The sequence below is a fragment of the Ruminococcus sp. RTP21484sp1_RTP21281st1_A8_RTP21281_210402 genome (genome assembly GCF_040914025.1).
Classification (GTDB): domain Bacteria; phylum Bacillota; class Clostridia; order Lachnospirales; family Lachnospiraceae; genus Blautia_A; species Blautia_A faecis.
The window spans coordinates 21,912-47,970 of record NZ_JBCPGE010000025.1; the positions used below are offsets into that span (position 1 = coordinate 21,912).

A 26,059-nucleotide genomic window follows, 5' to 3' on the forward strand; every position below is an offset into this window, starting at 1 on the left:
GTTAAAAATTTATGACCATACCGTAAATATTTAACCTTTTTCTGGAAAATATTCTATTACAATTGTGCAGAATTCAAGGTATTATATAGAAAACGCAGAGAGTGCAAAAAGTTATTGCTCAGGAAGAGTGAGGTAAACCTGGACAATAACAAAAAATCAAGGAGGGTGAAAAGTTGGAAAAGTTAAAACAAAATCCAATTGTGAAAAAGCTCGGCCTGAACAGAATCATGCTTGTCTGTATTCTTGTTCTTATGTTCGTAGTTTTCAAGGTAGTACTCGGAAGTAAATTCCCTGTTGGCGACAGTATCAAATCTACTTTGAACTATGTATACTTCCTGGGCTTTTTATCACTTGGAGTAACATTTGTAATTGCTACGGGAGGAATTGATTTCTCCATCGGACCGGTTATGTTCTGCTGTGCACTGGTTTCCGGTTACTGCATGACTTCTTATGGAGTTCCTTGTGCAGCTGCCATGGTTCTGTGTGTGCTCATTGGTCTTGCATTTGGTATATTTAATGGATGGCTGGTTTCTTATATGTCAGTTCCGCCATTTATCGTATCCATGGCTTCCATGAACATTGCAAAAGGTATTGCTTCTGTATTTACCAAGACACAGTCAGTCAGCTGGCCGCAGAGTTCTGATCCGGTAAACGGATGGTTCCGTAATATCGCATCTTATAATGGATTCCCGGTTGGTCTTGTGATCTTCCTTGGAATGGCAGTGGTTTGCGGTATTGTTCTTTACAATACAAAGCCAGGACGTTATATCCTTTGTCTTGGATCTAACAGCGAGGCAGTTCGTCTTTCTGGTGTCAATACCAGAAAATGGAGAATGCTTGCATATGTGATCTGTGGATTCCTGGTAGGAATCGGAGCACTGTTCTTTGTAGCTACTTATACAACCGTTCAGCCAGGATATGGCGATCAGTATAACAACGAGGCAATTGCAGGCTGTGTAATGGGTGGTACATCCATGGTTGGTGGACTTGCTTCCATCGGCGGTACTGTAATCGGTGTATTTATCATCTCTCTTCTTCAGCAGGGAATCATGGCATTTGGTCTTGGCAAAGGACAGCAGATGATTATTACAGGTATCATTGTTATTGTAGCAGTTTACGCTGACGTTTCTGCAAGACGCAGAAAGAACTGATCATAAGGGAGGATTCGACAATGGGTGAAGTTATTTTAACTATGAAGGATATTGATAAGTCCTTTCCTGGAGTTCATGCCCTGGATCATGTTAATTTCGAAGTGAAACGCGGTGAAGTACATGCACTTATGGGAGAGAACGGAGCCGGAAAGTCCACACTGATGAAGGTGCTTACCGGTATTTACCAGAAGGATTCCGGAACAATTACATATAAAGGCAAAGAGACAGAATTTCACAATACCCGTGAAGCTCAGGATGCCGGAGTGGTAATCGTACATCAGGAATTAAATATGATCGGAGATCTGACTGTTGCACAGAATATCTTTATCGGACGTGAACCGAAGAAGGGAATCCGTGTAGATGATAAGAAGATGATCGAAGATTCCAGGAAATTATTTCAGGATCTGAATATTGAGATCGATCCGAGAGAAAAAATGAGTAATCTTACTGTTGGTAAGCAGCAGATGTGTGAGATTGCAAAGGCTATTTCCCACAAAGCTGAGGTGATCATTTTTGATGAGCCGTCAGCAGCTCTTACTGAGAAGGAGATTGCGGATTTATTTGAAATCATCAAAGACCTTCGTAAGAAGAATCTTGGTATTGTATACATCTCACACCGTATGGATGAGATCAAGGTCATCACAGACCGTGTAACTGTCATGCGAGATGGTGGCTATGTTGGAACCCTGATCACAGCAGACAGTACAAAAGAAGATATTATCAACATGATGGTTGGTCGTGTTATTTACGAAGATCCGAAGGATCATAGCATGGTTGCGCCAGATGCCCCGGTTGTTTTGAAGGTAGAGCATCTGAACGCAGGCAAGATGGTTCAGGATGTAAGCTTCGAGCTTCGTAAAGGTGAAATCCTTGGCTTCTCAGGTTTGATGGGAGCAGGACGTACCGAGACAGCCAGAGCACTGTTTGGGGCAGATCCGAAACAGAGCGGTAAGATTTCCATTATGGGTAAAGATGGACAGCTCCATGAAGTAACCATCAACAGCCCACAGGATGCTGTTAAATATGGTATCGGTTATCTGTCTGAGGACAGAAGAAGATATGGAGTTGTTGTTCAGAAATCTGTAACAGAGAACACAACCCTGGCTACCATGGAAGAATATTGCAACGGTTTATTCATCAACAAAGCCAAAGAGAAAAAAGTTACAGAGAGATATGTAAAAGAGCTTGCAACCAAGACTCCTTCTACAGACCAGCTGGTAGTGAATCTTTCCGGTGGTAACCAGCAGAAGGTAGTTATTGCAAAATGGCTTACTCGTGACAGTGAGATCCTGATTTTCGATGAGCCTACAAGAGGTATCGACGTTGGTGCGAAGAACGAGATCTACAAGTTAATGAGCAAGCTTGCAGCAGAAGGAAAATCTATTATTATGATTTCCTCTGAAATGACCGAGATTCTCCGAATGAGTGACCGAATCATCGTTATGTGTGAAGGTAAGGTGACAGGAAATATTGATATTTCTGAAGCTACACAGGAACACATCATGAATAAGGCGACACGGAATATCGATTAAGGAGGACGTCATGACTAAGAAGAAAAAAAGTATTTTAAGTGATCAGAGATTTATTGTTTTGCTGGTTATCATTGCACTGTCTGCTGTTTTCTCCTTTATGAGTAAGGAGTTCAGACAGTACACCACAATCCTGAGTATGCTGGATTTCTCATATTATGACCTTCTGATGGCAATCGGTGTTACATTCCCGCTTATCACAGGCGGTGTAGACCTGTCAATCGGAACTGGTATGGTATGTTACGCATTGATCGGCGGAACACTTGTAAGAAGCAACAATGTTCCAGTAGTAGTAGCAATGCTGCTCTGTGTAGTGCTTGGAATTGCAATCGGCGCATTGAACGGTGTTCTTATTGGTATCATGAACCTGCCGCCATTCCTTGCTACTCTTTGTACCTGTATGATTACCCGTGGTGCTGGTTCTCTTTGCAGTGCTACACCATGGCCAACACTGAATCAGCCAGGCGGATGGTTCCATTCCATCTTTAAACTGACAATCGGACAGGGAAGAAGCGCTTCCCGTTACCCGCTCGGTTTCCTTTGGATGATCCTTCTGGTAATCCTGATGGAGTTCGTTCTGAATCATACAAAATTCGGACGTTACACCATCGCAATCGGTTCCAACAAAGAAGCAGCAGCTCTTTCCGGAATCAATGTTAAGTTTTACCATGTAATGGTATACGTAGTTTGCGGTCTGTTTACCGGACTTGCAGCTATCGCATACGCAGCAGTAACTCCTACTGTACAGCCTGGTACTGGTGCCGGACTTGAGATGGACGCAATCGGCGGTGTATTCGTTGGTGGTGTTGCAGCTTCCGGTGGTTATGGATCTGTAGTAGGAACTCTGGTAGGTATTTTCGTAATCATGCTGTTAAAGACAGGTCTTCCATATGTCGGTCTGCAGGCAAACTGGCAGCAGATCATCACAGGTGTTGTATTGATCGTTGCAGTATTGATCGATATCTTGAAAGAGAAAAAAAGTGCACACTAATAACTGAAACATACAGGCTGGCTTACAGACAGTCAGCCTGAAGAAAAGCAAAATTCTGTTTATAAGCAGAACAGCTGGTAAACAGCAACAATTTCATAACGGATGTGAAGCGTCGGAGAGTGTAGCGACGTATCATCATAAAAAACTATATAATTTTTTATTTCAAGGAGGAAGTAGTAAATGAAAGCAAAGAAAGTTATGGCATTAGTACTCTGTGCAGCAATGGTATCTGGTTTAGCAGCAACAACTGTTATGGCAGCTCCGGAAGATCAGTTTGAAGGACTTACAGCTAACGAAGCTTATGAGTTCCCAATGATGGTTAAATCCTTCCAGTCTACATACTGGGAAGCAGCTATGAAAGGTATGGACAAAGCTGCTGAAGAATTAGGGGTTACCTATACAGCACAGGGACCAAACAGTGAGTCCGATATCGCTGACCAGGTTAACATGATCAATACAGCTATCGCAGCTAATCCTGTTGGATTAGGACTTGCAGCTTGTGATACATCTTCTGTTCAGGAAGCTCTTCAGACATGTGTTGACAAAGGAATCCCGGTTGTTACATTTGATACAGGTATCGCTGATGCTCCGGAAGGATCTGTAGTTTGCGAAGTCTGCACAGACAACAATCAGGCTGGTTCTGTAGCAGCTGAGAACATGTATCCGGCAATCAAAGACGTTATCGCTAACGCTGACGGACAGGTTATCATCGGTGAGGTTAACCAGGATGCTACAGCTCTTAACATCCAGCAGCGTGGTACAGGATTCATCAATAAGATGATCGAGCTGATTAAAGCTGATGGAAAAACAGTAGCAGTTAAAGGTAATGAGTTCTATGTAAACGCAGCAGAAGGTGCTGACGCTGAAGAAGCTGACGCAGACGTTGTTATCCAGGTTGCAGTTCCGGCACAGACAACTGTAGAGCTTTGCTCCACAGAGGCTCAGGCTATCCTTTCCCAGGAAAACTGTATCGCAATCTTCGGTTCCAACCAGGTTGCAGCAGAGGGTGTTCTTGCAGCTAACGCTAACCTGAACGTTCTTGGTTCTGACGCAGCTAACGGTGATGTTATCGGTGTTGGTTTCGACGCTGGTTCTATCATTAAAGCAGCTGTAACAGATGGCACATTCCTTGGTGCAGTTACACAGTCTCCTCTGATGATGGGATATTATGCAATCTACGCTCTGACAGCAGCTGCTAACGGAGCTGAACTTGAGGATGTTCCTACAGCTGGTTACTGGTATGATTCTACAAACATCGACGCTGAAGACATCGCTCCAAACCTTTATGACTAATTAAAAAGTAAAGAGACGATACAACGTCCAATGTTTGCAGGTTTATAAACTGTGAATGAAACAGACCCCTGGGGCATTGCCCCGGGGGTTTTCTGGGTGAAAGAGGAATTATTGCAGCACGGAAAATATTGTCACTATCTTCCAGATACTTTATGTGAGAGGATTTTTGTGAATATAGTGGACAGAACATTCTGTTTGCAAATAAGGACACTTTTTTAGACAAACAAGGTTCTTATTTATTGATGAATATTATAGTACTATGATATCATCAATTAGAAAAGCCGCTGTATGAGGAATATCAGGATTGGTACGTTATTGTGTTACTGTTCACTGGTAACGTTCCGCGAGGCGTTTTTTGTGAACAAAGTTCACAGAAAACCCGAGAATTGCGGCGCGAAATCATGCGAATGCATGATTTCTGTGCATCGCGAAGCGCGTTACTGTGAACGGAGTGAACAGTACCGTTATTGTTTATGGAAAATGTTTGATGAGACGTTTGTGTAGGACAATAAGACAGGAACCTTGATCCATACAGCGTAATTTTACAATTGAGGAGGTTTCATAAAATGACAAAGTATTATTTAGCAGTAGATATCGGTGCTTCCAGCGGACGTCTGATCCTTGGACATCTTGAGAATGGAAAAATGGAGCTTGAGGAAGTTCATCGTTTTGAGAATGGAATGGTAAAGAAAGACGGCGAGCTTTGCTGGGAGTTTGACAGACTTTTCCAGGAAATTAAGAATGGTCTTAAGAAATGTAAAGAGATCGGCAAGATTCCGGTAAGCATGGGTGTTGATACCTGGGGCGTTGACTTTGTACTGATGGATAAGGACGATAAGGTCCTTGGAAATACAGTTGGATATCGTGATCACAGAAATGAAGGTATGGATGAGGAAGTATATAAGACAATTTCTCTTGAGGATCTTTATGCACGTACCGGTATTCAGAAAGCAATTTTTAACACTGTATATCAGCTGATGGCTGTGAAGACAAAACATCCGGAATATCTGGAACAGGCTGAAACTATGCTTCATGTGCCGGATTATTTCCATTATCTTCTTACAGGCAAGAAAACTTGTGAGTATACAGAGGCAACAACAGGTCAGCTGGTAAATGCAGAGACAAAGGACTGGGATTACGAACTGATTGATAAACTTGGATATCCAAGAAAAATGTTCCAGAAATTGATCATGCCTGGTACCAGTGTTGGACACTTTACAGAAGAGGTAAAAGCAGAAGTTGGGTTTGATGTGGAAGTTGTAGCACCGGCTACACATGATACCGGATCCGCAGTTCTTGCAGTTCCTGCAAACGACGACGATTTTATTTATATCAGCTCCGGAACATGGTCATTGATGGGAATTGAAAGAGAAAAAGCTGACTGCTCCAAGAAGAGTTGCGAGATGAACTTTACGAATGAGGGCGGCTATGCAGGAAGATTCCGTTATCTGAAGAATATCATGGGACTTTGGATGATCCAGTCTGTTCGTCATGAATATGATGATAAATATGGATTTGCAGAAATCTGTCAGATGGCAGAGGAAGCGAAAGATTTCCCATCCAGAGTAGATGCAAATGATGAGTGCTTCCTTTCTCCGGAAAGCATGATCGAAGAGGTTAAAGATTACTGCAGAAGAACCGGACAGAAGGTTCCGGAAACTTTAGGAGAAATTGCTACTGTTATTTATACCAGTCTTGCTGAGTGCTATGCAAAGACAGCAAAGGAACTGGAAGAGATGACAGGAAGAACCTTCAGCCGTATCCATGTAGTTGGCGGAGGTTCCAACGCAGGCTATCTTAATGAGCTGACTGCGAGAGCAACAGGAAAAGAGGTTCATGCAGGTCCTGGAGAGGCAACTGCAATCGGTAATATTACTGCTCAGATGTTAAAAGCAGAAGAGTTTAAATCAATCGAAGAGGCTCGTACTACCATTCATGAGTCTTTTGGAATTAAAGTATATCAGGCTTAATGAAAAGTTAAAACAGCCGGGATATACGATCATTTGTATAATATATCAAATTAAACAGGAGGTACTACTATGTTAGTAAACACAAAAGCAAAAGTTGGTGTATTTTCTATTGCTTTAGGCGCATATCTGCCTCAGTTCCCTTCACTGGTACCAGAGTTTGAGGCTCAGTACGAGGCATTTAAGAAAACAATTCCGGATACCGTAGAGATCATCGATGGAGGAATGGTAACAACAAAAGAACAGTCTATGGTTGCAGGGGATAAATTCCGTGCAGCAGACGTTGATCTCGTTTTCCTTCAGATGTTAACCTACGCTACATCCTACAACATGCTTCCTGCAATCCGTGACCTGAATGTTCCGGTTGTTCTGGTAAATGTTCAGAAGCTGAAAGCTCTGGATTACGATCACACAGACATTGCTACATGGCTCGGCGAAGGATATGCATGCGGTGCTGTTGGAGAAGCCGTTGCTGACCTTGAGAGAGCTGGAAAGAGACATGCTGTTATCACTGGTGTTGTCGAAGGCGGAGATCCAGGCGTTCAGGCTGAGATTGAAGACTGGTGTAAAGCTGCTCAGGTAAGAAGAAGATTCCGTGACACAAATATTGCCCAGATTGGAAGACCTTACCCAGGTATGATGGATCTTTACATTGATGAGACCAACCTGTACAACAGAATGTTCCTTTATACCAAACAGTTTGACTGGGAAAAAATGTGGGCAATTGCGGATGATATCACAGATGAGGATGCAATTCGTGCAAAAGCTCAGGATATTCTGGACACCTTTGATATTGAGGGCGGCGGAACAATTGAGAAAGTATGGGATATGGCAAAATATGTTGTAGCATTTGAGAAATGGGTAAAGGATGAGCATCTTGGAATGATCGCTTCCCATTATGACGGATTTGCACAGGGCAAGGCTGGTGTCCTTGACAGTATGCTGATTCCGGCATTCTCTATGCTGATCAAACAGGGTACTGCATGTGCTGTTGAGGGTGATATGAAGGTTGCCATGGCAATGAGTATTCTGAAGACAATTTCCGGCACAGGCCAGCTTTCCGAGATGTATTCCATTGATTTCAATGATGACATCTGCATTATCGGTCATTCCGGAAGTGGTGATGCTGATATTTCTGATAAGAAACCTACCATGAAGATCGTACCAGTGTTCCATGGCAAAACAGGCGGTGGATATCTGACACAGTTCTATCCATACACCGGTCCGGTTACTTATCTTGCAATCACACAGGATGGCGACGGACGCTTCAAATTCGTTGTTGCTGAGGGAATCAACGAGGAAGGACCAATCCTTTCCTTTGGCGATACGAACATGAGAACCCGTTTTACATGTGGTGCAAGAGAGTTTGTAAACCGCTGGAGCGAAGCTGGCCCGACACATCATATGGCAGCTGCAACAGGCAGACATATTGATACCATTCTGAAGGTTGCAAAGATCTTCAATGTACCGGTTGATATCGTAACAAGATAATTTTCAAAGTTGTGCAAATAATAGCAAGAATAAGACCATCTATATGGTTTGTACACATATTCATATTCAGCAAAAGAGAGAGTCGTCAGACTCTCTCTTTTGCTGTAGATGATAAGATTAAACTGCTATTTGTTTTCCGCATCCTTCTTCGCCGGAATTCGGATTTGTACTTCGGTTCCTTTTCCTACATCGCTGGAATAAGTCAATCCATAATCTGCGCCATAAAGCACTTGAAGCCGTCTGTGAGTATTATAGATCGCAATATTGGTTCCACCTGAAATACTGGTTCCCTCCCCGGAAAGAATCATGGGCAGTTTATCCGGCGCGATTCCAACTCCGTCATCAGAAATCAGAAGTACAATATCCCCATCCTCCATCCATCCGGTAAGTACAATAGTTCCAGACTTGGAAGGTTTTTCCAGAATTCCGTGAAGTATGGAATTTTCTATAACAGGCTGCAGGGTCAGCTTTGGAATCTGGTATTCCATCAGTTCATCCGGAATATCGGAAATGAAGGAAATGCTGTCATGATAGCGCATATTCTGCAGGTGCACATAGATGGAAACATGTTCTTCTTCCTTGGCGATAGTACTGATTCCCTTTTTGCGACTAAGTGTCAGCTTGTAGAATCTGGAAAGACTTTGCACTGCGTTACAGACCTCAGAGGTACGTCCCTGCTGGGCCATCCAGTTGATCATATCCATGGTATTATAAAGAAAATGGGGATTGATCTGAGCCTGCAGGGAATTAAACTCGGCAATTCGCAGATCCTCAGCAGCCTGGGCCTGTTTTTCCATAAGCTGGTTCATTTTGCGTGTCATATAGTTGTAAGTATCAATAAGATCACCAATTTCATCGTGCGCACTTGGGCTGTCCATAGGGACCGGAGGACCGTGACGGACTGTTCGCATCTGACTAATAACTGAGGAAATTCGCCCTGTAATGGATTTGGACAAGGTACTTGCGAGCAAAAAGGCAAGCGCCAGTACCGCAATATAAATGGACAAAAACTGCAGAACCAGGATATTACTCTGATTGATCAGGGGTTGGGAGGGAAGTACTGTCACCATAAACCAGCCTGGCTGTTTGATCCGGTAGAAACCAACGTAAACGGTTTTCCCCAGAATATCCTGCTCCACGAAACTGTTGGAGGACATGTAGGACTCCATGATCTTGTCGTAATCCAGCCAGTAAATTCCGGCGAGAGAATCACTGGAAGCAGAGACCAGGTTGTTACGCTCATTCATAATATAAGAAACACTGCCGTCCAGAGTAAGATTTTCAGACAGGATCTGCTGAAAATCATGACCGGAATAATAGACCGCCATATAAGCATCATAAGTTCCGTTGTTATAGATTACAGAAGCATGGGTGATATATGCCTGATCTCCATATGCCTTTTGTTCCTTTGTACCAAGATAGAAGGAGGGACAAAAAAGCTGGGAAACGCGGCTTCCGCGGAAAATACCATACCAGTAGGTTCCACGGATCTGATCGAGAGATAGAAAAGTATCTTTCAGGTCTTCCTTATCTAAAAGTGCATTTATGTCTGAAGGAGAGCCTTTTGGCATCTCCATATAAATCTTGACATTGGTAACGGGCGTATCAGCAATCAGCTGATCTATCTTTCGGGAAAAAGACGCTGCATTCAGGGAATCTGCCAGATCCGTGAAGGATTCAGTTATGGCATTTTTAAAAAGTGTCTGGTAAAAATCAAGGGAAGAAATTTCTTCACTTACATCCAGGACTTTCTGAATGGATTCTTCTATCAACGGCGCCGTTTCTGCAGACCGGTCCTGTTCCTGGCGGATCGTATAGGAAACTACCATGTCGTAGGCTCTTCCATAAAAAAAGAAGATAATGGCGATCGCAGGAATTGACACGATCAAAAGAAGTACCAGGGTAAACTTGGACTGCAGGTTCAGATCCTGGTACCATTGCTTAAGCTTATGCAAATTATTTCACACTCCTTAAAACTATGCAGATATTTTGGGATACATAAAAGTTTTTTTGTGCGGCGCATGAAACTAACTCATCTTCTCTCGATATTCAGAAGGAGAAAAACCTGTATACTTCTTAAAACTTTTACCGAAATAATTCCCGTCACTGTACCCCACCCGCGAGGAAATATCCGTAATTTTATACCTGGGGTCAGACAGCAGCTGCTTGGCCTTTTCCATTCTGTATTCTGTGAGGTACTGATTTAAAGTCTGACCGGTCTCATTTTTGAAGAAGGTACACACATACGAGGTTGATAAAAATACATGATCACTGATATCCTTCACAGATAAGGTCTCGTTCATATATTTCTGTCCGATGTAATCTTTGATTAGAAAAATAGTAGAATTTTCTTCTTCTGTGCTGACTGCTGTCTGGAAAAAAAATTCTGTCTTTTTCACCAGCTTCTGGTGCATCTCATTATAGGAAAAAATCTTCTCCAATGTGTCTATTAAATTTTCCTGGGTATCGGACAAAGTTAGCTTCAGCTGACGCGCAGCATTATCCAAAGCACGGAATAATTTGTAATAGAGATCCTTGGCCTGGTTAGGCAGAACATTCTGATTCTGGTTATAATACAGGAACAGATTGTCAAGGAAAGCTTTTGCTTTTTCCTTATTTTTTTCAGTGAGAAGAGTGAAAAATTCATTCTCCGGACTGGCAGAAAGCTCTGCTGCTGTTTCAGAAACAGGTGCCTGATAAAAAGGAGACAGAAAGGTACCTGTGGGGAAAAAGAAGCTGCTCTGCAGGGAAATAACTGCAGAAGTATAGGACTGATAAGCTTTGGAAATGCCTGTAACAGTGTCTCCGGCTGCGATGCAGAATCTGGTGCAGCGGGAATACAGACTACAGAAAAATTCTTCAATGCTTTTTCGAACGGCAGCTCCAGGAGAGGAACCAAACAAAAAGTAAACCATATACTGTACACGCTTTTCTGCAAAAATACAATCTATATGGAAGGTTTTTAAAAATTCCCGGACGGACAGAAATATGGCGTTTGCTTCTGAAAGAGGAAACTCCTCCTCGGTATCGGTCTTAAGCACAATTGCAGTAAAGGGAGTGGTATTGCTGATGGACAGAGACAGCTCATCTATGAGCTGGTCAATACTTTCCTTTGCATGGGCGAAAGGCTGGGTGAGAAGAAGAGCCAGGCGGGAAGCGCTTTCCATGGAATGGATGGACGCATTTTGCCGGGTGCGTTTTTTTTCCAGGCAAAGATCACGGGCTTCCACGATGGCATCCCGGATTTCCACAGGGTTCAGAGGCTTTTCTATATAATTGACGGCTTTTAGCTTGATGGCAGCCTTTAGATATTCTTTATCCGAATATCCGCTCATAAAAACAGGAACAATATCAGGAAGAATTTCTTCCAGCTGTTCCAGCATTGCGATTCCATCCAGACGGGGCATACGCACATCGCATAGTACAATGTCCGGTCTGTGTACCCTGGCCATTTCAATTCCGTTTATTCCATCATCTGCCTGAAGCACTTCCTGGATTCCGATGGATTGCCAGTCAATGGAAGAAATCACACCGGTACGGGTGAGCTCTTCATCGTCTACGATCAGTAATTTCATAATGAATCTCCGTTATATCCCTCCGGAAATCACCGGAGCTCTTGATTAGTGAAATGACAGTAACTGCGAAAGAAATGAACAGTTATCTGTAAGGTTATAAAAACGTATTAATAAAAAATGCCACACCCATCATACCACAATTATATCCAAAATACGAGACTAAAAGTACCTTGCTTTGTGGAATATTTTTAAGATCAGTGGAAAATTTTACCCATTAAGTGGAAAATATTTTACCCTGTTTCAAAATATTTTCCCATTTTCAAACAAAGTGCACAGGTGGTAGAATAATAACAGATCAAGAAAGGGAGGAGAAAAAGCCGTGTCTGAATATGTTCTTGAATTAAAAGGCATTACGAAAATTTTCCCCGGCGTTAAAGCACTGAACAATGTACAGTTCCAGTTAAAGCCTGGCGAAGTTCACGCACTGATGGGCGAAAACGGTGCAGGTAAATCTACCTTCATTAAAGTAATTACCGGTGTACATAAAGCAGAAGAAGGCGAAATGTACCTGTTTGGAGAAAAAGTGGATTTCAAAGGTCCGAAGGATGCACAGGAAGCAGGAATTGCAGCTGTTTATCAGCACCCCACATCCTATCCACATTTAACAGTAGCTGAAAATATTTTTATGGGACATGAGATCAAGAAGAATCACATAATCCAGTGGAAAGCTATGAATGAGGAGGCAAATAAGCTTCTGAAGCAGCTGAATGCAGATTTCGATTCCACAGCAGAAATGGGAACCTTAAGTGTGGCCCAGCAGCAGATGGTTGAGATCGCAAAGGCATTGTCTACAAATGCAAAGATCGTGATCCTGGATGAGCCTACCGCTTCTCTTACAAAGAGAGAATCCGAGGAACTTTACAGAATCGTAGATCAGTTAAAGGAAAAAGGAGTTTCTATTATCTTCATTTCCCATCGCTTTGAGGATATGTACCGTCTGGCAAGCAGAGTTACCGTATTCCGTGACTCTCAGTACATTGGTACCTACGATGTAGATGGAATCACCAATGCAGACCTGATCAAAGCCATGGTTGGCCGTGAGATCAAGGATCTGTTCCCGAAACCGGAGGTTAAGATCGGTGATGAGATGCTTCGTATCGAGCACTTATCCCGCACCGGATATTTCAAAGATGTTTCCTTCAATGTACACGCTGGCGAGATCGTAGGTCTTACAGGTCTGGTTGGTGCAGGTCGTACAGAGGTTGTAGAGAGCGTCTGTGGAATCACAACTCCAGATGAAGGAAAGGTTTATCTGGAAGGAAAAGAAGTACATATCAAACAGCCGTCTGACGCAATGAAGGAAGGAATTATCCTTCTTCCGGAGGATCGTCAGAAGGAAGGTCTGATCATGAGCTGGGGACTTGGAAGAAATGTAACACTTCCAACTATCAGCAAATATGCAAAAAAAGGCTTCAATGACGAGAAGACAGAAAGAGATCTTTCCAAGAGACTTCTGGAAGAGGTTGATACCAAAGCCGTTGATATTTTCCAGCCTGCAAGCTCTCTGTCCGGTGGTAACCAGCAGAAGGTTGTAGTTGCCAAGGCGCTTAGCCAGGAGATGAAGGTGGTCATCATGGATGAGCCTACAAAAGGTGTTGACGTTGGTGCCAAAGCTGAGATTTATGCGATTATGGGTGATCTTGCAAAGAAAGGTTATGCAATTATCCTGATTTCCTCAGAAATGCCGGAAATCCTTGGAATGTCTGACAGAATCGTTGTAATGTGCAACGGACGTAAGACAGGAGAGCTTGGAAGAGGAGAGGCAACCCAGGAGATGATCCTTGAGCTGGCTATGGAGAAAGGTACAACAGGAAAGGGGGCAGCTAAATAATGGAAAAGAAATCTTTCATGAAAAAGCTGACAGGTTCCCGTGAAGCACTGCTTGCAGTGATCCTGGTTCTGCTTTTCGTAGTAATCACAATCATCAGCCCGTCATTCCTTACATTCAAGTCTCTGACGGATATGCTGAAAAACAATGCGGTAACAATGGTAATGTCACTTGGTATGCTGTGTGTTATGCTGGTAGGCGGAATTGATATTTCCATCATGTCTACTCTGGCACTGACTGGTATGTCAATCGGTATGCTTCTGAAATACGAGCACATTTCCAGTACTTTCCTGGCATTTGTGATCGCACTGGCAATCGGAATCGCATGTGGTTTCCTGGTAGGTCTTGTGATCTCCAGAGCAGATGTTCCTCCGATCATCGCAACAATGGGCTTCATGTACATTTACCGTGCTATGGGATATCTGGTTTCCCACAACGGTGAGTGGGCAAGTGCAGCAGCCCTTGGTAAATTTAAAGATTTTGCAACAACAAAATTCCTGGGAATGAGCCTTGTAATCTGGGTGATCATCCTTTGCTATGTGATCTTCTTCGTATTCATGAAATGGACTACCATCGGAAGAAGAATCTATGCAGTAGGAAGTAACCCAAGTGCAGCTGAGGTTTCCGGTATCAATGTAAAAAATATTAAACTTCTTGTTTATACCATTATGGGTCTTCTTGCAGGTCTTGGCGGAGCCCTTCAGGTTTCTATTTACGCTTCTGCAATGCCTGATATGCAGCAGGGCGGTGAGATGGACGTTATCGCAGCCTGCGTTATCGGTGGTGTAAGCATGAGTGGTGGACGTGGTACAGTACTTGGTGCTCTTCTTGGATCCCTGATCCTTGCAACCATCGCAAAAGCACTTCCGCTGATCCCATTCTTCGATCAGCTGTGGCTGAATACCATCAAGGGTGTTATCATTCTTGTAGTAGTTGTTGTAAACATTGTTTTACAGCGTACAGCTGACAAAAATGCATTAAAGGGAAGGGAGATGTAATCATGGCTGGAAAATCTGGAAGAAGTATTAACAACGTGCCGAAAAGCCCTGTGAAACAGATGATCTTCAGCTGGGAAGGCATTCTGGTACTCCTGTTTATTGCAGTAAATATTTTCTGTGCAAACTTTTCCGAGTTCTATAATCTGAAGAGTCTGCTCCGTCAGATGCCTGTTTATCTGGCAGAAATCTTCTTGATGCTGCCGATGGCATACATTCTGGTACTTGGCGAGATCGATATTTCCGTTGGATCTATCGTGTGTCTCTCCGCAACAATGGCTTGTATTGTGGCAAACACAGGAGCTCCATTCATCGTGGTAATCCTTGCCACACTTCTGGTCGGATCCCTTTGCGGTGCTGTAAACGCATTTGTCCTTACCAGATTTGAAGAACTGCCGCCAATGATCGTAACACTTGCAACCCAGATCATTTTCAGAGGTATTGCAGAGATCGTTCTTGGAAGCGGCGGAAGTATTTCCGTAACAAACACAGAAGGCTTTGCTGCACTTGGCGGAAAAGTAGGACGTGTTCCTTACATTCTTTTCCTGGTTCTGATCCTTGGAATCATCGCAGCAGTTATCCTTGGAAAATGTACCTTCGGACGCAGAGTATATGCAATCGGTACCAACCGTCTTGCAGCTTACTACTCCGGAATCCATGTACAGAAGATCCGTTTCGTGATCTACACTCTGATGGGAACCATCTCCGGACTGTGTGCACTGTTCCTGATGTCTTCCTCATTCGGTGCAAATACCACAACTGGTAACGGATTTGAGATGGATGCCATTGCAATGGCAGTATTCGGAGGAATCTCCTCCACAGGTGGTAAAGGTAATATCGCAGGCGGTCTGATTTCCGCATTTATCATCGTCTGCCTTCGTGTTGGACTTGGACAGAGAAACATTCATCCGCAGGTTATCCTGCTGATCATCGGTGTGCTTCTGATCGGCGCAGTTGCACTTCCGAACATCATCAAAGAGATTCAGAAAAAAGCAAAAACAGCAAAATAAAAAATCCTTAACGAACTCATATATAACCTTATAAAGCTTGTAAACTGCTTCGCAGAAGGCGGGGCAGTTACAAATACAAAAACTATATTATTCCATGGGAGGAAAAAAACATGAACAAAAAAATCGTAAGCGCACTTCTTTGTGGAGCAATGATCCTTGGATCCGCAGTTCCGGCTATGGCTGGTTCCGCTGACGGAAAGAAAATCGCACTGGTTGGTAAATCAGCTGGTAACGCATTCTTCGAAATCGCTGCAAAATCCTTCGTAGAGACAGCTGAAGCAGAGGGAGCTACAGTTGATACTGTTTACCCAGAGGCAGCTACAGCAGATGCTCAGATCAAAGTTCTTGACAACCTGATCTCTCAGGACTACGATGCAATTTGCATCTCTGCAAATGATGTTAACGCACTTCAGGCAAAATTACAGGAAGCTATGGATGAAGGAATCAAGATCTCCTGCTTCGACTCTGCTACAAACCCAGACAGCCGTCAGATCTTCATCAACCAGGCTGGTACTGTTGCTGTAGGACAGGCTCTTCTTGATGCTTGCCTTGATATCGCAGGTGGAGAGGGACAGTTCGCAATTCTTTCCGCTACTTCTCAGGCTGCAAACCAGAACGCATGGATCGATGCTATGAAGAAGATTATGGAAGAGGATGACAAATATTCCAAGCTTGAGCTTGTAGAAGTTGCATATGGCGATGACGAGCCACAGAAATCCACAGACCAGACAGCAGCTCTTCTTGAGAAATATCCGGATCTGAAAGTTATCTGCGCACCTACAACAGTTGGTATCGCTGCAGCTGCTAAATACCTTCAGGACAACGGATCTGCTTGCAAACTGACAGGTCTTGGACTTCCATCTGAGATGCTTGAGTACACAGGTGCTGATGATGAGCATTCCTGCCCATACTTCTATCTGTGGGATATGCAGGGCCTTGGAAAACTTTCCGCTCTGACAACAATCGCTCTGATCAACGACGAGATCACAGGTGCTGCTGATGAAACCTTCACAGCTGGTGACCTTGGTGACTACACAATCACAGCAGCTGATGACGGTGGTACAGAAGTAGTTCTTGGCGCTCCGCTTGAGTTCAACCCAGACAACATCGAAGAGATGGCTAAACTGTACTAATCAGACCGTTTAAGATTAGATGTTAATAAAGAAAAGGCCCTGCCGAGTGCAGGGCCTTTCGCGTCCTGGATTTTCAGATACGCTCTAAAGTGTGTCTGAAAAATTATTCCCGCAATCTGCACGCACACTTTGCGGTACATTTTGCCCGAATTCGGTTGCCGTAGCCCGCTGCGGCGCCTTCATCCAGACAAGGAAGCAGATCTTGATTTGGCTTATTTGTGTGAATGCATCTCCGTATGTTCTTTCATAAGCTCATCATGCAGCTTCAAAGAATCCCAGTGAACCGTAACCGGTGTAAGCATAGCTTTTAAGTTCACTGGCAGCAGGCCATTTTCCTTAAAGAAAGCCAGAAATTCATCCAGCTGCTCACTGGAAAAATCCTTCAGCACCATCATTTCTTCCTGAAAATTTTTTCCAAGGTTAAATACCGGATTCTTAGAAAAACCAGGAATCTCGAAGAGAAATCCGAGACTTTCCAGGTACTCTGGCTGCTGTACCATGCGGACAGAGATTCTGTGCCGGTTCAAATATCTACGGATCTGGCGAAGACGATCCTCATCTTTAAAATTATATAATAAAATCTGGGTTTGGGACATAAGTATCCTCCTTTTTTGCGTTTATCTAAAAAGAGAATAGCAGAAAAATTCCCTTTTTACAAGGAAAGTGTGGTATGATAAAAAAACTATATTTTTAATTTTGTTATAGGAGACTACATGGCGAAAAAACGAAAAATGAAAATGGAATTCCGCTATTACCAGATGCAGGATGGAATCCCCATTCTGGCACTTCTTGGTGAAAAGTGGGTGCAGAATTATGGAAGGGATGTGGATTACCTTCACTTTCACAACTATCTGGAGATCGGTTTCTGCTACAGTGGCGAAGGAGAGCTGGTGTTAGGAGAAGCGCCTATACGTTTTGCAGGGCGGGAATTTACCATTATTCCACCAAACTTTCCCCATACGACCACCAGCGATGTGGGAAATATCAGCAAATGGGAATATCTGTTTATCGATGTGGAAGGCTTTCTGCAGGTGGCAGCAGGAACGCCCCTCAGGGCAGAAAAAATGATCCAGCGTATTTATTCAAAAGCACTTTGCCTGAAAGAATCAGAATATAAAAGCCTTTCCAACAAAATAATCAAGATACTGGAAATTATGCGTGCCAGTGATGAGTTTTACCTGGAAGAAGCAAATGGGGTATTATTGGCACTGCTTGCGGAAGTGGCAAGAATGAACCGTTCCTCTGCAGAAGAAAATATTGAGGAAAAAGGAAAAATCACTAACATGATTTCCAGGGCTGTGGACTATATTTCACAATGTTATATGGAAGATATCCGAATTGGTGATCTGGCAAAAGCCTGCCATATCAGTGAGACTCATTTTCGCAGGGTGTTTACCTCCTATATGCACATGAGCCCTCTGGAATATATTAACAAAGTAAGGATTCAGACTGCCTGTGAGATCCTGAAAAAGACGGATGAGTCTATCGCAGATATTGCCTACAAATGTGGCTTTACAACCAATTCCACATTTAACCGGAACTTCCGCCAGCTGATGGGAATGTCGCCGGCAGAGTGGCGGAAACGCCCGGAAAATTATGAACAGCAGCTCTTGAAATTTGATATTCATTCAGAGAAGGGATGGTAGAATGTACGATTACAAAATAGTAGAACAGGTGACCAGAAAGAAAAAGAGGCTTTCCGGAGTATTAAAAAAGACCATGGTATTTTTTGCCGTAGTGTTTGTTGTTATGGGAATTACCATATCCCAGGCCTTTATGCTGGCTGGTTTTTGCCTGGCAGGTCTTTATTTTATTTACGGGACCTTTTGCCAGCGGGATTATGAATACATAATGGAAAATGAACAGCTTACCATAGATGTGATTTATGGAAACAAGTACCGTAAGACAGCCCATGAGCTGGACCTCCGGCAGCTGGAGGTGGTAGACCCTCACTGGCATGGCTCAGTGGCAAAATACAAAAAGAACGGTGGAACAGAGCACTTAAAGAAGTATGATTATACTTCCTATGAAGAAGATACTCCCTATTACACAATGATCATTAAGGAAGACGGACGTAAGATCAAATTACTTCTGGACCTTACGGAAGAGATGCTCCATACCCTGAAAACCAGGTATCCTCAGAAAGTCTTTTTTGCATAGAAATAAAATAAAAGAATGTGAATAGTTCACAAAATATACATATAAAATTTGTGAAAAAGTACAGAAAATCAAATAATACATGTGTACATTAGTGAAAAAAAACCACATGCTTCGTAAACATGACGAAAAATTGTGAAAAAATGAATGAAACATGAAAAAGAAAAAAATAAGCATAATGGTCGAAAATGCACATTATATGAGCGGTATTGCATACATCACCCTATATGCGGATGGTATAATACATTCATAAGAAATACAGAGAAACAATTTTAAGGGAGGATATTTCTATGAAGAAAAAAGTACTTACCGTATTACTTACAGGTGCAATGGTAGCTTCCATGGCAGCAGGAGCAACAGTTGTATCTGCAGAGGACAACGACAACACATTAACCGTATGGGCATGGGACCAGAACTTCAATATCAAGTCCATGCAGATCGCAGCTGATCAGTATGCAGCTGATCATGAAGGCTTTTCAGTAGATATCATCGAGACATCTTCTGATGACTGCCAGACCAAGCTTACTACAGCAGCTAACGCTGGTGACTACAGCACACTTCCGGATATCGTTCTCATGCAGGATAACAGCTATCAGAAATTCCTGAAAGCTTATCCAGATGCTTTCACAGACCTGAAAGATATGAATGTTAACTGGGATGATTTCGGAGCTCTGAAACAGTCCTATTCTATGGTAGATGATACACATTACGGTGTTCCGTTTGATAACGGTGCTGTTATCGCCTGCTACCGTACCGATATCCTTGAAGAAGCAGGATATACACTGGATGACCTTACAGATATCACATGGTCCAAATTCGAAGAGATTGGTAAAGATATTCACGAGAAGACCGGCAAATACCTTCTTACAAGCGAAGCAACAGGCGGCGATACCCTTATGATGATGATCCAGTCCTGTGGTGCGAACTTCGTTAACGAAGACGGCGAAGCTTATATCGTTGGCAATGAGACAGCTGAGAAATGTATCGACCTTTACACAGAGCTGGTTCAGAACGACGTTGTGAAACTTGTAAACAACTGGGATGAGTACATTGCAACCATCACAAGCGGTGAGGCTGCTGGTATTGTAAATGGTAACTGGATCACAGCTACTCTGATGTCCACAGAAGATCAGAAAGGCTTATGGGGAATCACCACAATGCCTAAGGTTGACGGTGTTGACACAGCTACAAACTATGCAAACAACGGTGGATCTTCCTGGTATATTACCTCTAACTGCAAGAATGTAGAGCTTGCTGAGGACTTCCTTGCAAGCACATTTGGCTCCAGCACAGACTTCTATGATGCAATCCTTTCTGAGACAGGTGCTATTTCCTGCTATCTGCCAGCTGGTGAGTCTGATGTTTACAACGAGCCAAACGAGTTCTTTGGCGGACAGCCGATTTTCTCAACAATCGTAGAGTACTCTTCTCATATTCCGGAGTTCACAAAGACTCCATATCACTATGAGGCAAGAGAGTGCGTAAACACAGCTGTTGTTAATATCGTAAACGGAACAGCTAAGGAAGACGCTCTTCAGGAAGCACAGGATACACTGGCATTCAAGATGACTGAGTAATCCTTTCCGGGACAAGTAATTGAAATTAAATAGGAATTAATTATTAGGAGGCGGGGGACTGCTAAGTAGTCCTCCGTTTTCTGTTCAAAGAAAATGCCTGTTACTCCATACAGGCGCCTATCTAACAGTTGTACGGCTGAGCAAAAGGAAGTTACATAAAAATATTTTGCTCACTGGTACAGCTGTTAGATGGAAAAGTTGCAGTATATATAGGCTTGAAAGGAGGAGTTCCTGTGAATTCCAAGAAAAAAGGTATGACACTGGCTACGAAGCAGAAAGCTGCCGGATGGATATTCCTGGCACCAGCTTCTATCATGATCGCCATCATGAGCTTTTATCCAATGATTCGGGCATTTATCATTTCCCTGCAGACAGGTGCCGGCGCAAATATGCGTTTTGCAGATCCAATCTTCAGTAACTACAAACGTATCCTTGCAGATAAAGTGTTCCAGCAGTCCATTGGCAACACATTCCTGTATCTGATCATTCAGGTTCCGATCATGCTGATTCTTGCGATTCTGCTTGCACAGCTTCTGAACAACAAAGACCTGAAGTTCAAAGGCTTTTTCCGTACATGTGTATTTCTTCCATGTGCAACTTCCCTGGTTTCCTATTCCTTGATCTTCCGTTCCATGTTTGCAACAGACGGTCTGGTCAACAGTGTTCTGATGAAACTGGGAATTCTCTCCACAGGATATAATTTCCTTGGAAACTCCACCAGTGCGAAGATTGTTATTATCATCGCCCTGATCTGGAGATGGACCGGATACAATATGGTATTCTATCTGGCAGGACTTCAGAACATCGAATATTCTGTTTATGAGGCAGCGAAGATCGATGGTGCAAACGGATGGAAAACCTTCTGGAAGATCACAGTACCGCTTCTGAAGCCGACTATTATCATGACCTTCATCATGTCCATCAACGGTACCTTACAGCTGTTTGATGAGTCCATGAACCTGACAAAGGGTGGTCCTGCAAACTCAACCATCACAATGTCACATTATGTTTACAATACCTGTTTTGTCAACGTGCCGAACTTCGGATATGCAGCAGCAATGTCCTTTATTATCTTTATTATGGTAGCAGTTCTGGCATTTATCAACTTGAAAGTAGGTGATACTCGTGACTAAGAAAAACAAATCTGCAATCCAGAGAAGATTGATTCCTACATACATTTTTCTGATCATTGTATCATTTTTCTCCGTTTTCCCGCTGTACTGGATGATTTCAGCAGCTACAAATACCTCCACGGATGTATCACGCGGACGTATTATTCCGGGAAGCTATTTCATGGAGAACTTTAAGAACCTGACATCCCAGCAGCCACTTTGGAGAGCACTTGGAAACTCTTTCTTCTATGCAATCCTGACTACAGTGATCTGCCTTCTGATCTGTTCCATCGCCGGATACGGATTCGAAGTATATCATGACAAAGGAAAAGACAGATTGTTTTCTATTCTCCTTCTTGCCATGATGGTTCCTCAGGTTGCTACTATGGTTCCGTTGTTTAAGATGTTCTCAAAAGCGAAGCTTCTGAATACATCCATCGGATTTATCCTTCCGATCATTTCCACACCATTTATGATCATGATGTTCCGACAGAATGCAAGAGCTTTTCCAGTAGATATTATCGAAGCAGCACGAATTGACGGCTTAAGCGAAGTGAGAATCTTTTTCCAGATGTTTATTCCAACCATGAAATCCACCTACGCGGCAGCCGCTGTTATTACCTTTATGAATGCCTGGAATGCATACCTGTGGCCGAAGGTAATTATGACAGATAACAAAGCCATCACAATGCCAATGCTGATCGCCAACCTGATCACAGGCTATGTAACCGATTACGGTATGCTGATGTGCGGCGTATTATTCTGTTCCATTCCGACCATGGTTGTATTCTTCGTTCTGCAGAAGCAGTTTGCAGAAGGTATCACCGGTGCGGTGAAATAAGTTTGAAAATCTAAGGGTGCTGCGATTTATTTGCGGCGCCCTTTTTTCTGAACATGGATACGCAATCTATGGACGATTTTTATATATTGTTCTGTAAAAATTCCATGGAAATAGAAAGTTTATATTACTATAATAAAACCAGTACAGGGCATCTGGAAAATATTGCCCGCAACGTTTAGAGAGAGGGTTACTGTTGTTACCAGTGAACAGTATCGAGAAAGGATTATATATGAAGGAATTTGATTATTCATTAGTTAAGAATCCCGAGTATTTTAAAGACGGAAGAATGGAGGCGCACTCCGATCATATCACTTATGCAAACGTGGAAGAGGCTTCCACAGGTGAGACTTCTTACCGCCACAGCTTAAATGGAATCTGGAAATTCCATTATGCCCGCAATTACGGAAATACCATAAAAGGCTTCGAGAGAGAAGATTATTCCTGCAAAGACTGGGATGACATCCGTGTGCCGGCCCATATCCAGATGGAGGGCTACGATGCACCTCAGTATGCCAATGTGCAGTATCCATGGGAAGGACACGAGGATATTCACCCAGGGAAGATTCCGGAGCATTTCAATCCTGTGGCAAGCTATGTGAAATATTTCACAGTGCCGGAACAGATGAAAGGAAAACGTCTTTTTATTTCCTTCCAGGGTGCAGAAAGTGGAATCGCTCTCTGGCTGAATGGCCAGTTTGTAGGATATAGTGAAGATTCTTTTACCCCGTCAGAATTTGAACTCACCGATTATGTGAAAGAAGGGGAAAATAAGCTGGCAGCTCAGGTGTTCAAGTGGACAGCCAGCAGCTGGTGCGAGGATCAGGATTTCTATCGCTTCTCCGGAATTTACCGGGAGGTTTATCTTTATACAGTACCGGGTGTGCATGTGTATGATCTCCAGATCCGCGCAATCCCGGATGAGAGCCTTAACAAAGCCCGGTTTGAAGTCAAGACCAGCACCTGGGGAAAGGGAAATGTGCATATTGCTCTGTCAAAAAATGGACAGACCATATTGGAGGAAAATAAGAGCTTAGGCGAAAATGCAGCAAGTACAGGAAGTGACCGGAACGGAAAAGATGCAGCCACTGAAGCTGCTGGCAGAACCGTTCAGAAAGGTATTGCTGATACATTTAGCTGGACAGTGGAGAATCCGATTCTCTGGAGTGCAGAAGATCCTCAACTCTACGATTTGATCATGGAGGTTTTCGATGAGAATGGTATTCTTCAAGAAGTGATCCCTCAGAAAGTCGGTTTCCGCCGATTTGAAATGAAAGACGGAATTATGACTTTAAATAGAAAACGAATTGTATTTAAAGGTGTGAACCGTCATGAATTCAGTTCCATAACAGGAAGATGTGTATCCGAAGCAGAGCTACGCAAGGATCTGACCATCATGAAGCAGAATAACATCAATGCCATCCGCACCTGTCATTATCCGGATGCTTCTCTGATCTACCAGCTTTGTGATGAGTTTGGAATTTACATGATCGATGAGACCAACCTGGAAAGTCACGGCTCCTGGGATACAGCGGAATTTACGAAGGACTATACTTATGTGGTTCCCCATGATAAGCCGGAATGGCAGTCTATGATGTTAGACCGCGCCAATTCCATGTATCAGAGAGATAAGAACCATCCGGCAATCCTGATCTGGTCCTGTGGAAATGAGTCCTTCGGTGGTAAGGATATTTTTGAAATGTCCCAGCTCTTTAGAAATGCAGATCCTACCCGTCTGGTACATTATGAAGGTGTCTGCCATGACCGCAGATATAACGCTACCAGCGATATGGAAAGCCAGATGTATCCATCTGTGGAAGCAATTAAAGAGTTTCTTGCAAAAGATGCTTCCAAGCCCTTTATCTGTTGTGAGTATACCCATGCCATGGGAAATTCCTGCGGTGCCATGCATAAATATACAGATCTGACAGATACAGAGCCGAAATATCAGGGTGGCTTTATCTGGGATTATATCGATCAGTCTATTTACAAAAAAGACCGTTATGGAAAAGAGTTCCAGGCATATGGTGGAGATTTTGGCGAGCGTCCTACTGATTATAATTTCAGTGGAAATGGTATTGCATATGGCGGAAATCGTGATGCGTCTCCGAAGATGCAGGAAGTGAAATTTAATTATCAGAATATTACCGCACAGGTAAGTGCTGATTCCGTGAATGTGATCAACAAAAATCTGTTTGTAAATACGGACACATTTGAATGCAGAGTAACCCTTCAGAAGGATGGAAACGTAATTCGTACAGAAGTACTGGATACAGCAGTGGCTCCTTTGAGCCAGGTGGAATATGCTCTTCCATTTAAGAAGGAGGAAAAAGCCGGCGAGTACACGGTAACTGTTTCTTTCCATTTGAAAGAGGATATGCCATGGGCGAAAGCAGGTCATGAGGTTGCCTTTGGACAGTATGTTTACCAGGTGGAAGCAGCTGTGAAACCTTGCACAGAGCATCTGGAGGTAATTCACAGTACCCATAATATTGGCGTGCGCGGAGCGGAATTTGAGGTGCTTTTCTCCGTATTGAACGGTGGTCTTGCTTCCTATAAATACGCAGGAAAAGAAATGATCGAGGCAATTCCGAAGCCTAATTTCTGGCGTGCACCAACAGACAATGACTGTGGAAATCTGATGGCAATGCGCTACGGACAGTGGAAGCTTGCCAGCATGTATGTAAACCATAAGGATTACCGCGGAGCGGCATATGGACCTGGAAATGCACCAAAGGTAGAGGAAAAAGAGCATTCCGTAAAGGTATCCTATACCTATTTTCTTCCCACTATTCCGGCAGCTGAGTGTACACTTGCTTATGAAGTTTTCGGAGATGGAAGAGTTCGTACCACACTTTCCTATGATCCGGTGAAGGAGCTTGGCGATATGCCGGAATTTGGTGTGATTTTCAAGTTTAATGCAGATTATGACCATGTATCCTGGTATGGACTTGGAGAATCTGAGACCTATGCAGACCGTAAGAAAGGTGCAAAGCTCGGAATCTACGACAATATGGTAAAAGATAATGTGGCAAGATATATGGTTCCACAGGAATGCGGTGCCAAGGAAGAGGTCAGATGGGCGAAGATCACAGACCGGAAAGGCAGAGGAATGCTTTTTGAGATGGATAAAGAAAATGGCCCGATGATGTTCTCTGCCCTGCCATACACACCTCATGAGATGGAAAATGCAATGCATCCATATGAGCTGCCCCAGATTCATTATACAGTAGTGCGCGTGGCAAAAGGCCAGATGGGAATTGCCGGAGACGACAGCTGGGGAGCAAGAACCCAGGAAGAATATCTGCTGGATACAAGTAAGCCTATGGAGTTTTCATTTGTATTTAAGGGAATCTGAGAAAAAATACGTTACTGCTCACTCCGTGGCCAGTAACAAAAATACTCTTATCAT

The 26,059-nt window shown here is 43.2% G+C and carries 20 protein-coding genes; 17 read left to right on the forward strand and 3 right to left on the reverse strand.

What is annotated here, in order from left to right; all coding sequences use genetic code 11:
• Positions 1-173 precede the first annotated feature (173 nt).
• From AB5170_RS12790 to AB5170_RS12815, 6 genes are all read left to right on the forward strand, one after another.
• Complete coding sequence (locus AB5170_RS12790; RefSeq protein ID WP_118577750.1) at positions 174-1,151, forward strand: ABC transporter permease; 978 nt, start codon at positions 174-176, stop codon at positions 1,149-1,151.
• 20 nt (positions 1,152-1,171) lie between these two features.
• Entirely contained in the window at positions 1,172-2,683 is a 1,512-nt protein-coding gene (locus AB5170_RS12795) for a sugar ABC transporter ATP-binding protein (protein WP_148461187.1), read from the forward strand.
• A gap of 10 nt (positions 2,684-2,693) precedes the next feature.
• Positions 2,694-3,671, forward strand: a complete 978-nt coding sequence (locus AB5170_RS12800) for an ABC transporter permease (RefSeq protein ID WP_118577748.1) — start codon at positions 2,694-2,696, stop codon at positions 3,669-3,671.
• 180 nt (positions 3,672-3,851) lie between these two features.
• Entirely contained in the window at positions 3,852-4,964 is a 1,113-nt protein-coding gene (locus AB5170_RS12805) for a substrate-binding domain-containing protein (protein ID WP_118577747.1), read from the forward strand.
• 566 nt (positions 4,965-5,530) lie between these two features.
• The gene (gene rhaB / locus AB5170_RS12810; RefSeq protein WP_118577746.1) at positions 5,531-6,934 is read left to right on the forward strand and encodes a rhamnulokinase; all 1,404 of its coding nucleotides are present in this window, start codon (positions 5,531-5,533) and stop codon (positions 6,932-6,934) included.
• 69 nt (positions 6,935-7,003) lie between these two features.
• A complete protein-coding gene (locus tag AB5170_RS12815; RefSeq protein ID WP_118577745.1) occupies positions 7,004-8,422 on the forward strand; it encodes an arabinose isomerase in 1,419 nt (472 codons plus the stop codon).
• 125 nt (positions 8,423-8,547) lie between these two features.
• On the opposite strand, the gene AB5170_RS12820 is transcribed toward AB5170_RS12815, so the two are convergent.
• Positions 8,548-10,377: a sensor histidine kinase gene (locus tag AB5170_RS12820; protein ID WP_368361277.1), complete on the reverse strand. Its 1,830-nt coding sequence runs from the start codon at positions 10,375-10,377 to the stop codon at positions 8,548-8,550.
• A gap of 72 nt (positions 10,378-10,449) precedes the next feature.
• Positions 10,450-11,997, reverse strand: coding sequence for a response regulator (locus AB5170_RS12825; protein WP_368361276.1), 1,548 nt, complete (start codon positions 11,995-11,997; stop codon positions 10,450-10,452).
• Between the two features lie 319 nt (positions 11,998-12,316).
• Between AB5170_RS12825 and AB5170_RS12830 the strand changes: the two genes are divergently transcribed.
• The 5 genes from AB5170_RS12830 to AB5170_RS12850 all read left to right on the forward strand — a co-directional run bounded on the left by AB5170_RS12830 (position 12,317) and on the right by AB5170_RS12850 (position 17,213).
• Positions 12,317-13,828: a sugar ABC transporter ATP-binding protein gene (locus AB5170_RS12830; RefSeq protein ID WP_368356777.1), complete on the forward strand. Its 1,512-nt coding sequence runs from the start codon at positions 12,317-12,319 to the stop codon at positions 13,826-13,828.
• Complete coding sequence (locus tag AB5170_RS12835; RefSeq protein ID WP_148461193.1) at positions 13,828-14,823, forward strand: ABC transporter permease; 996 nt, start codon at positions 13,828-13,830, stop codon at positions 14,821-14,823. The genes AB5170_RS12830 and AB5170_RS12835 overlap by 1 nt, the downstream gene beginning before the upstream one ends.
• Before the next feature lie 2 nt (positions 14,824-14,825).
• Entirely contained in the window at positions 14,826-15,830 is a 1,005-nt protein-coding gene (locus AB5170_RS12840; RefSeq protein WP_118577741.1) for an ABC transporter permease, read from the forward strand.
• Positions 15,831-15,940: 110 nt separating this feature from the next.
• Entirely contained in the window at positions 15,941-16,963 is a 1,023-nt protein-coding gene (locus AB5170_RS12845; protein ID WP_195379221.1) for a substrate-binding domain-containing protein, read from the forward strand.
• Positions 16,964-17,054: 91 nt separating this feature from the next.
• Positions 17,055-17,213 (forward strand): DUF6783 domain-containing protein, encoded by a 159-nt coding sequence (locus AB5170_RS12850; RefSeq protein ID WP_368361275.1) that lies wholly within the window; start codon positions 17,055-17,057, stop codon positions 17,211-17,213.
• On the opposite strand, the gene AB5170_RS12855 is transcribed toward AB5170_RS12850, so the two are convergent.
• On the reverse strand, positions 17,176-17,559 hold the full coding sequence (locus AB5170_RS12855; protein WP_195379222.1) for a DUF3783 domain-containing protein: 384 nt from the start codon (positions 17,557-17,559) through the stop codon (positions 17,176-17,178). The genes AB5170_RS12850 and AB5170_RS12855 overlap by 38 nt on opposite strands.
• Positions 17,560-17,676: 117 nt before the next feature.
• Between AB5170_RS12855 and AB5170_RS12860 the strand changes: the two genes are divergently transcribed.
• The 6 genes from AB5170_RS12860 to AB5170_RS12885 all read left to right on the forward strand — a co-directional run bounded on the left by AB5170_RS12860 (position 17,677) and on the right by AB5170_RS12885 (position 26,005).
• Entirely contained in the window at positions 17,677-18,609 is a 933-nt protein-coding gene (locus AB5170_RS12860; protein WP_195379223.1) for an AraC family transcriptional regulator, read from the forward strand.
• Position 18,610: 1 nt separating this feature from the next.
• Positions 18,611-19,123: a hypothetical protein gene (locus AB5170_RS12865; protein ID WP_368361274.1), complete on the forward strand. Its 513-nt coding sequence runs from the start codon at positions 18,611-18,613 to the stop codon at positions 19,121-19,123.
• A 287-nt stretch (positions 19,124-19,410) separates the two neighbouring features.
• The gene (locus AB5170_RS12870; RefSeq protein ID WP_148461198.1) at positions 19,411-20,697 is read left to right on the forward strand and encodes an ABC transporter substrate-binding protein; all 1,287 of its coding nucleotides are present in this window, start codon (positions 19,411-19,413) and stop codon (positions 20,695-20,697) included.
• A gap of 233 nt (positions 20,698-20,930) precedes the next feature.
• A complete protein-coding gene (locus AB5170_RS12875) occupies positions 20,931-21,830 on the forward strand; it encodes a carbohydrate ABC transporter permease (protein WP_148461199.1) in 900 nt (299 codons plus the stop codon).
• Entirely contained in the window at positions 21,823-22,650 is an 828-nt protein-coding gene (locus AB5170_RS12880) for a carbohydrate ABC transporter permease (RefSeq protein ID WP_173717083.1), read from the forward strand. Before AB5170_RS12875 ends, AB5170_RS12880 begins: the two co-directional genes overlap by 8 nt.
• A gap of 229 nt (positions 22,651-22,879) precedes the next feature.
• Positions 22,880-26,005 carry a glycoside hydrolase family 2 TIM barrel-domain containing protein gene (locus AB5170_RS12885; RefSeq protein ID WP_195391733.1) on the forward strand — a complete coding sequence of 1,042 codons (3,126 nt, stop codon included), beginning with the start codon at positions 22,880-22,882 and terminating at the stop codon, positions 26,003-26,005.
• Positions 26,006-26,059: the final 54 nt, after the last annotated feature.

What these genes read in the sequence shown, in the direction of transcription:
- AB5170_RS12805 (WP_118577747.1), top strand. Translation starts at nt 3,852, where the DNA reads ATGAAAGCAAAGAAAGTTATGGCATTAGTACTCTGTGCAGCAATGGTA.
- AB5170_RS12855 (WP_195379222.1), bottom strand. Translation starts at nt 17,559, where the DNA reads ATGTCCCAAACCCAGATTTTATTATATAATTTTAAAGATGAGGATCGT.
- AB5170_RS12835 (WP_148461193.1), top strand. Translation starts at nt 13,828, where the DNA reads ATGGAAAAGAAATCTTTCATGAAAAAGCTGACAGGTTCCCGTGAAGCA.
- AB5170_RS12795 (WP_148461187.1), top strand. Translation starts at nt 1,172, where the DNA reads ATGGGTGAAGTTATTTTAACTATGAAGGATATTGATAAGTCCTTTCCT.
- AB5170_RS12885 (WP_195391733.1), top strand. Translation starts at nt 22,880, where the DNA reads ATGAAGGAATTTGATTATTCATTAGTTAAGAATCCCGAGTATTTTAAA.
- AB5170_RS12865 (WP_368361274.1), top strand. Translation starts at nt 18,611, where the DNA reads ATGTACGATTACAAAATAGTAGAACAGGTGACCAGAAAGAAAAAGAGG.
- AB5170_RS12800 (WP_118577748.1), top strand. Translation starts at nt 2,694, where the DNA reads ATGACTAAGAAGAAAAAAAGTATTTTAAGTGATCAGAGATTTATTGTT.
- AB5170_RS12815 (WP_118577745.1), top strand. Translation starts at nt 7,004, where the DNA reads ATGTTAGTAAACACAAAAGCAAAAGTTGGTGTATTTTCTATTGCTTTA.
- AB5170_RS12825 (WP_368361276.1), bottom strand. Translation starts at nt 11,997, where the DNA reads ATGAAATTACTGATCGTAGACGATGAAGAGCTCACCCGTACCGGTGTG.
- AB5170_RS12840 (WP_118577741.1), top strand. Translation starts at nt 14,826, where the DNA reads ATGGCTGGAAAATCTGGAAGAAGTATTAACAACGTGCCGAAAAGCCCT.
- AB5170_RS12870 (WP_148461198.1), top strand. Translation starts at nt 19,411, where the DNA reads ATGAAGAAAAAAGTACTTACCGTATTACTTACAGGTGCAATGGTAGCT.
- AB5170_RS12845 (WP_195379221.1), top strand. Translation starts at nt 15,941, where the DNA reads ATGAACAAAAAAATCGTAAGCGCACTTCTTTGTGGAGCAATGATCCTT.
- rhaB (WP_118577746.1), top strand. Translation starts at nt 5,531, where the DNA reads ATGACAAAGTATTATTTAGCAGTAGATATCGGTGCTTCCAGCGGACGT.
- AB5170_RS12860 (WP_195379223.1), top strand. Translation starts at nt 17,677, where the DNA reads ATGGCGAAAAAACGAAAAATGAAAATGGAATTCCGCTATTACCAGATG.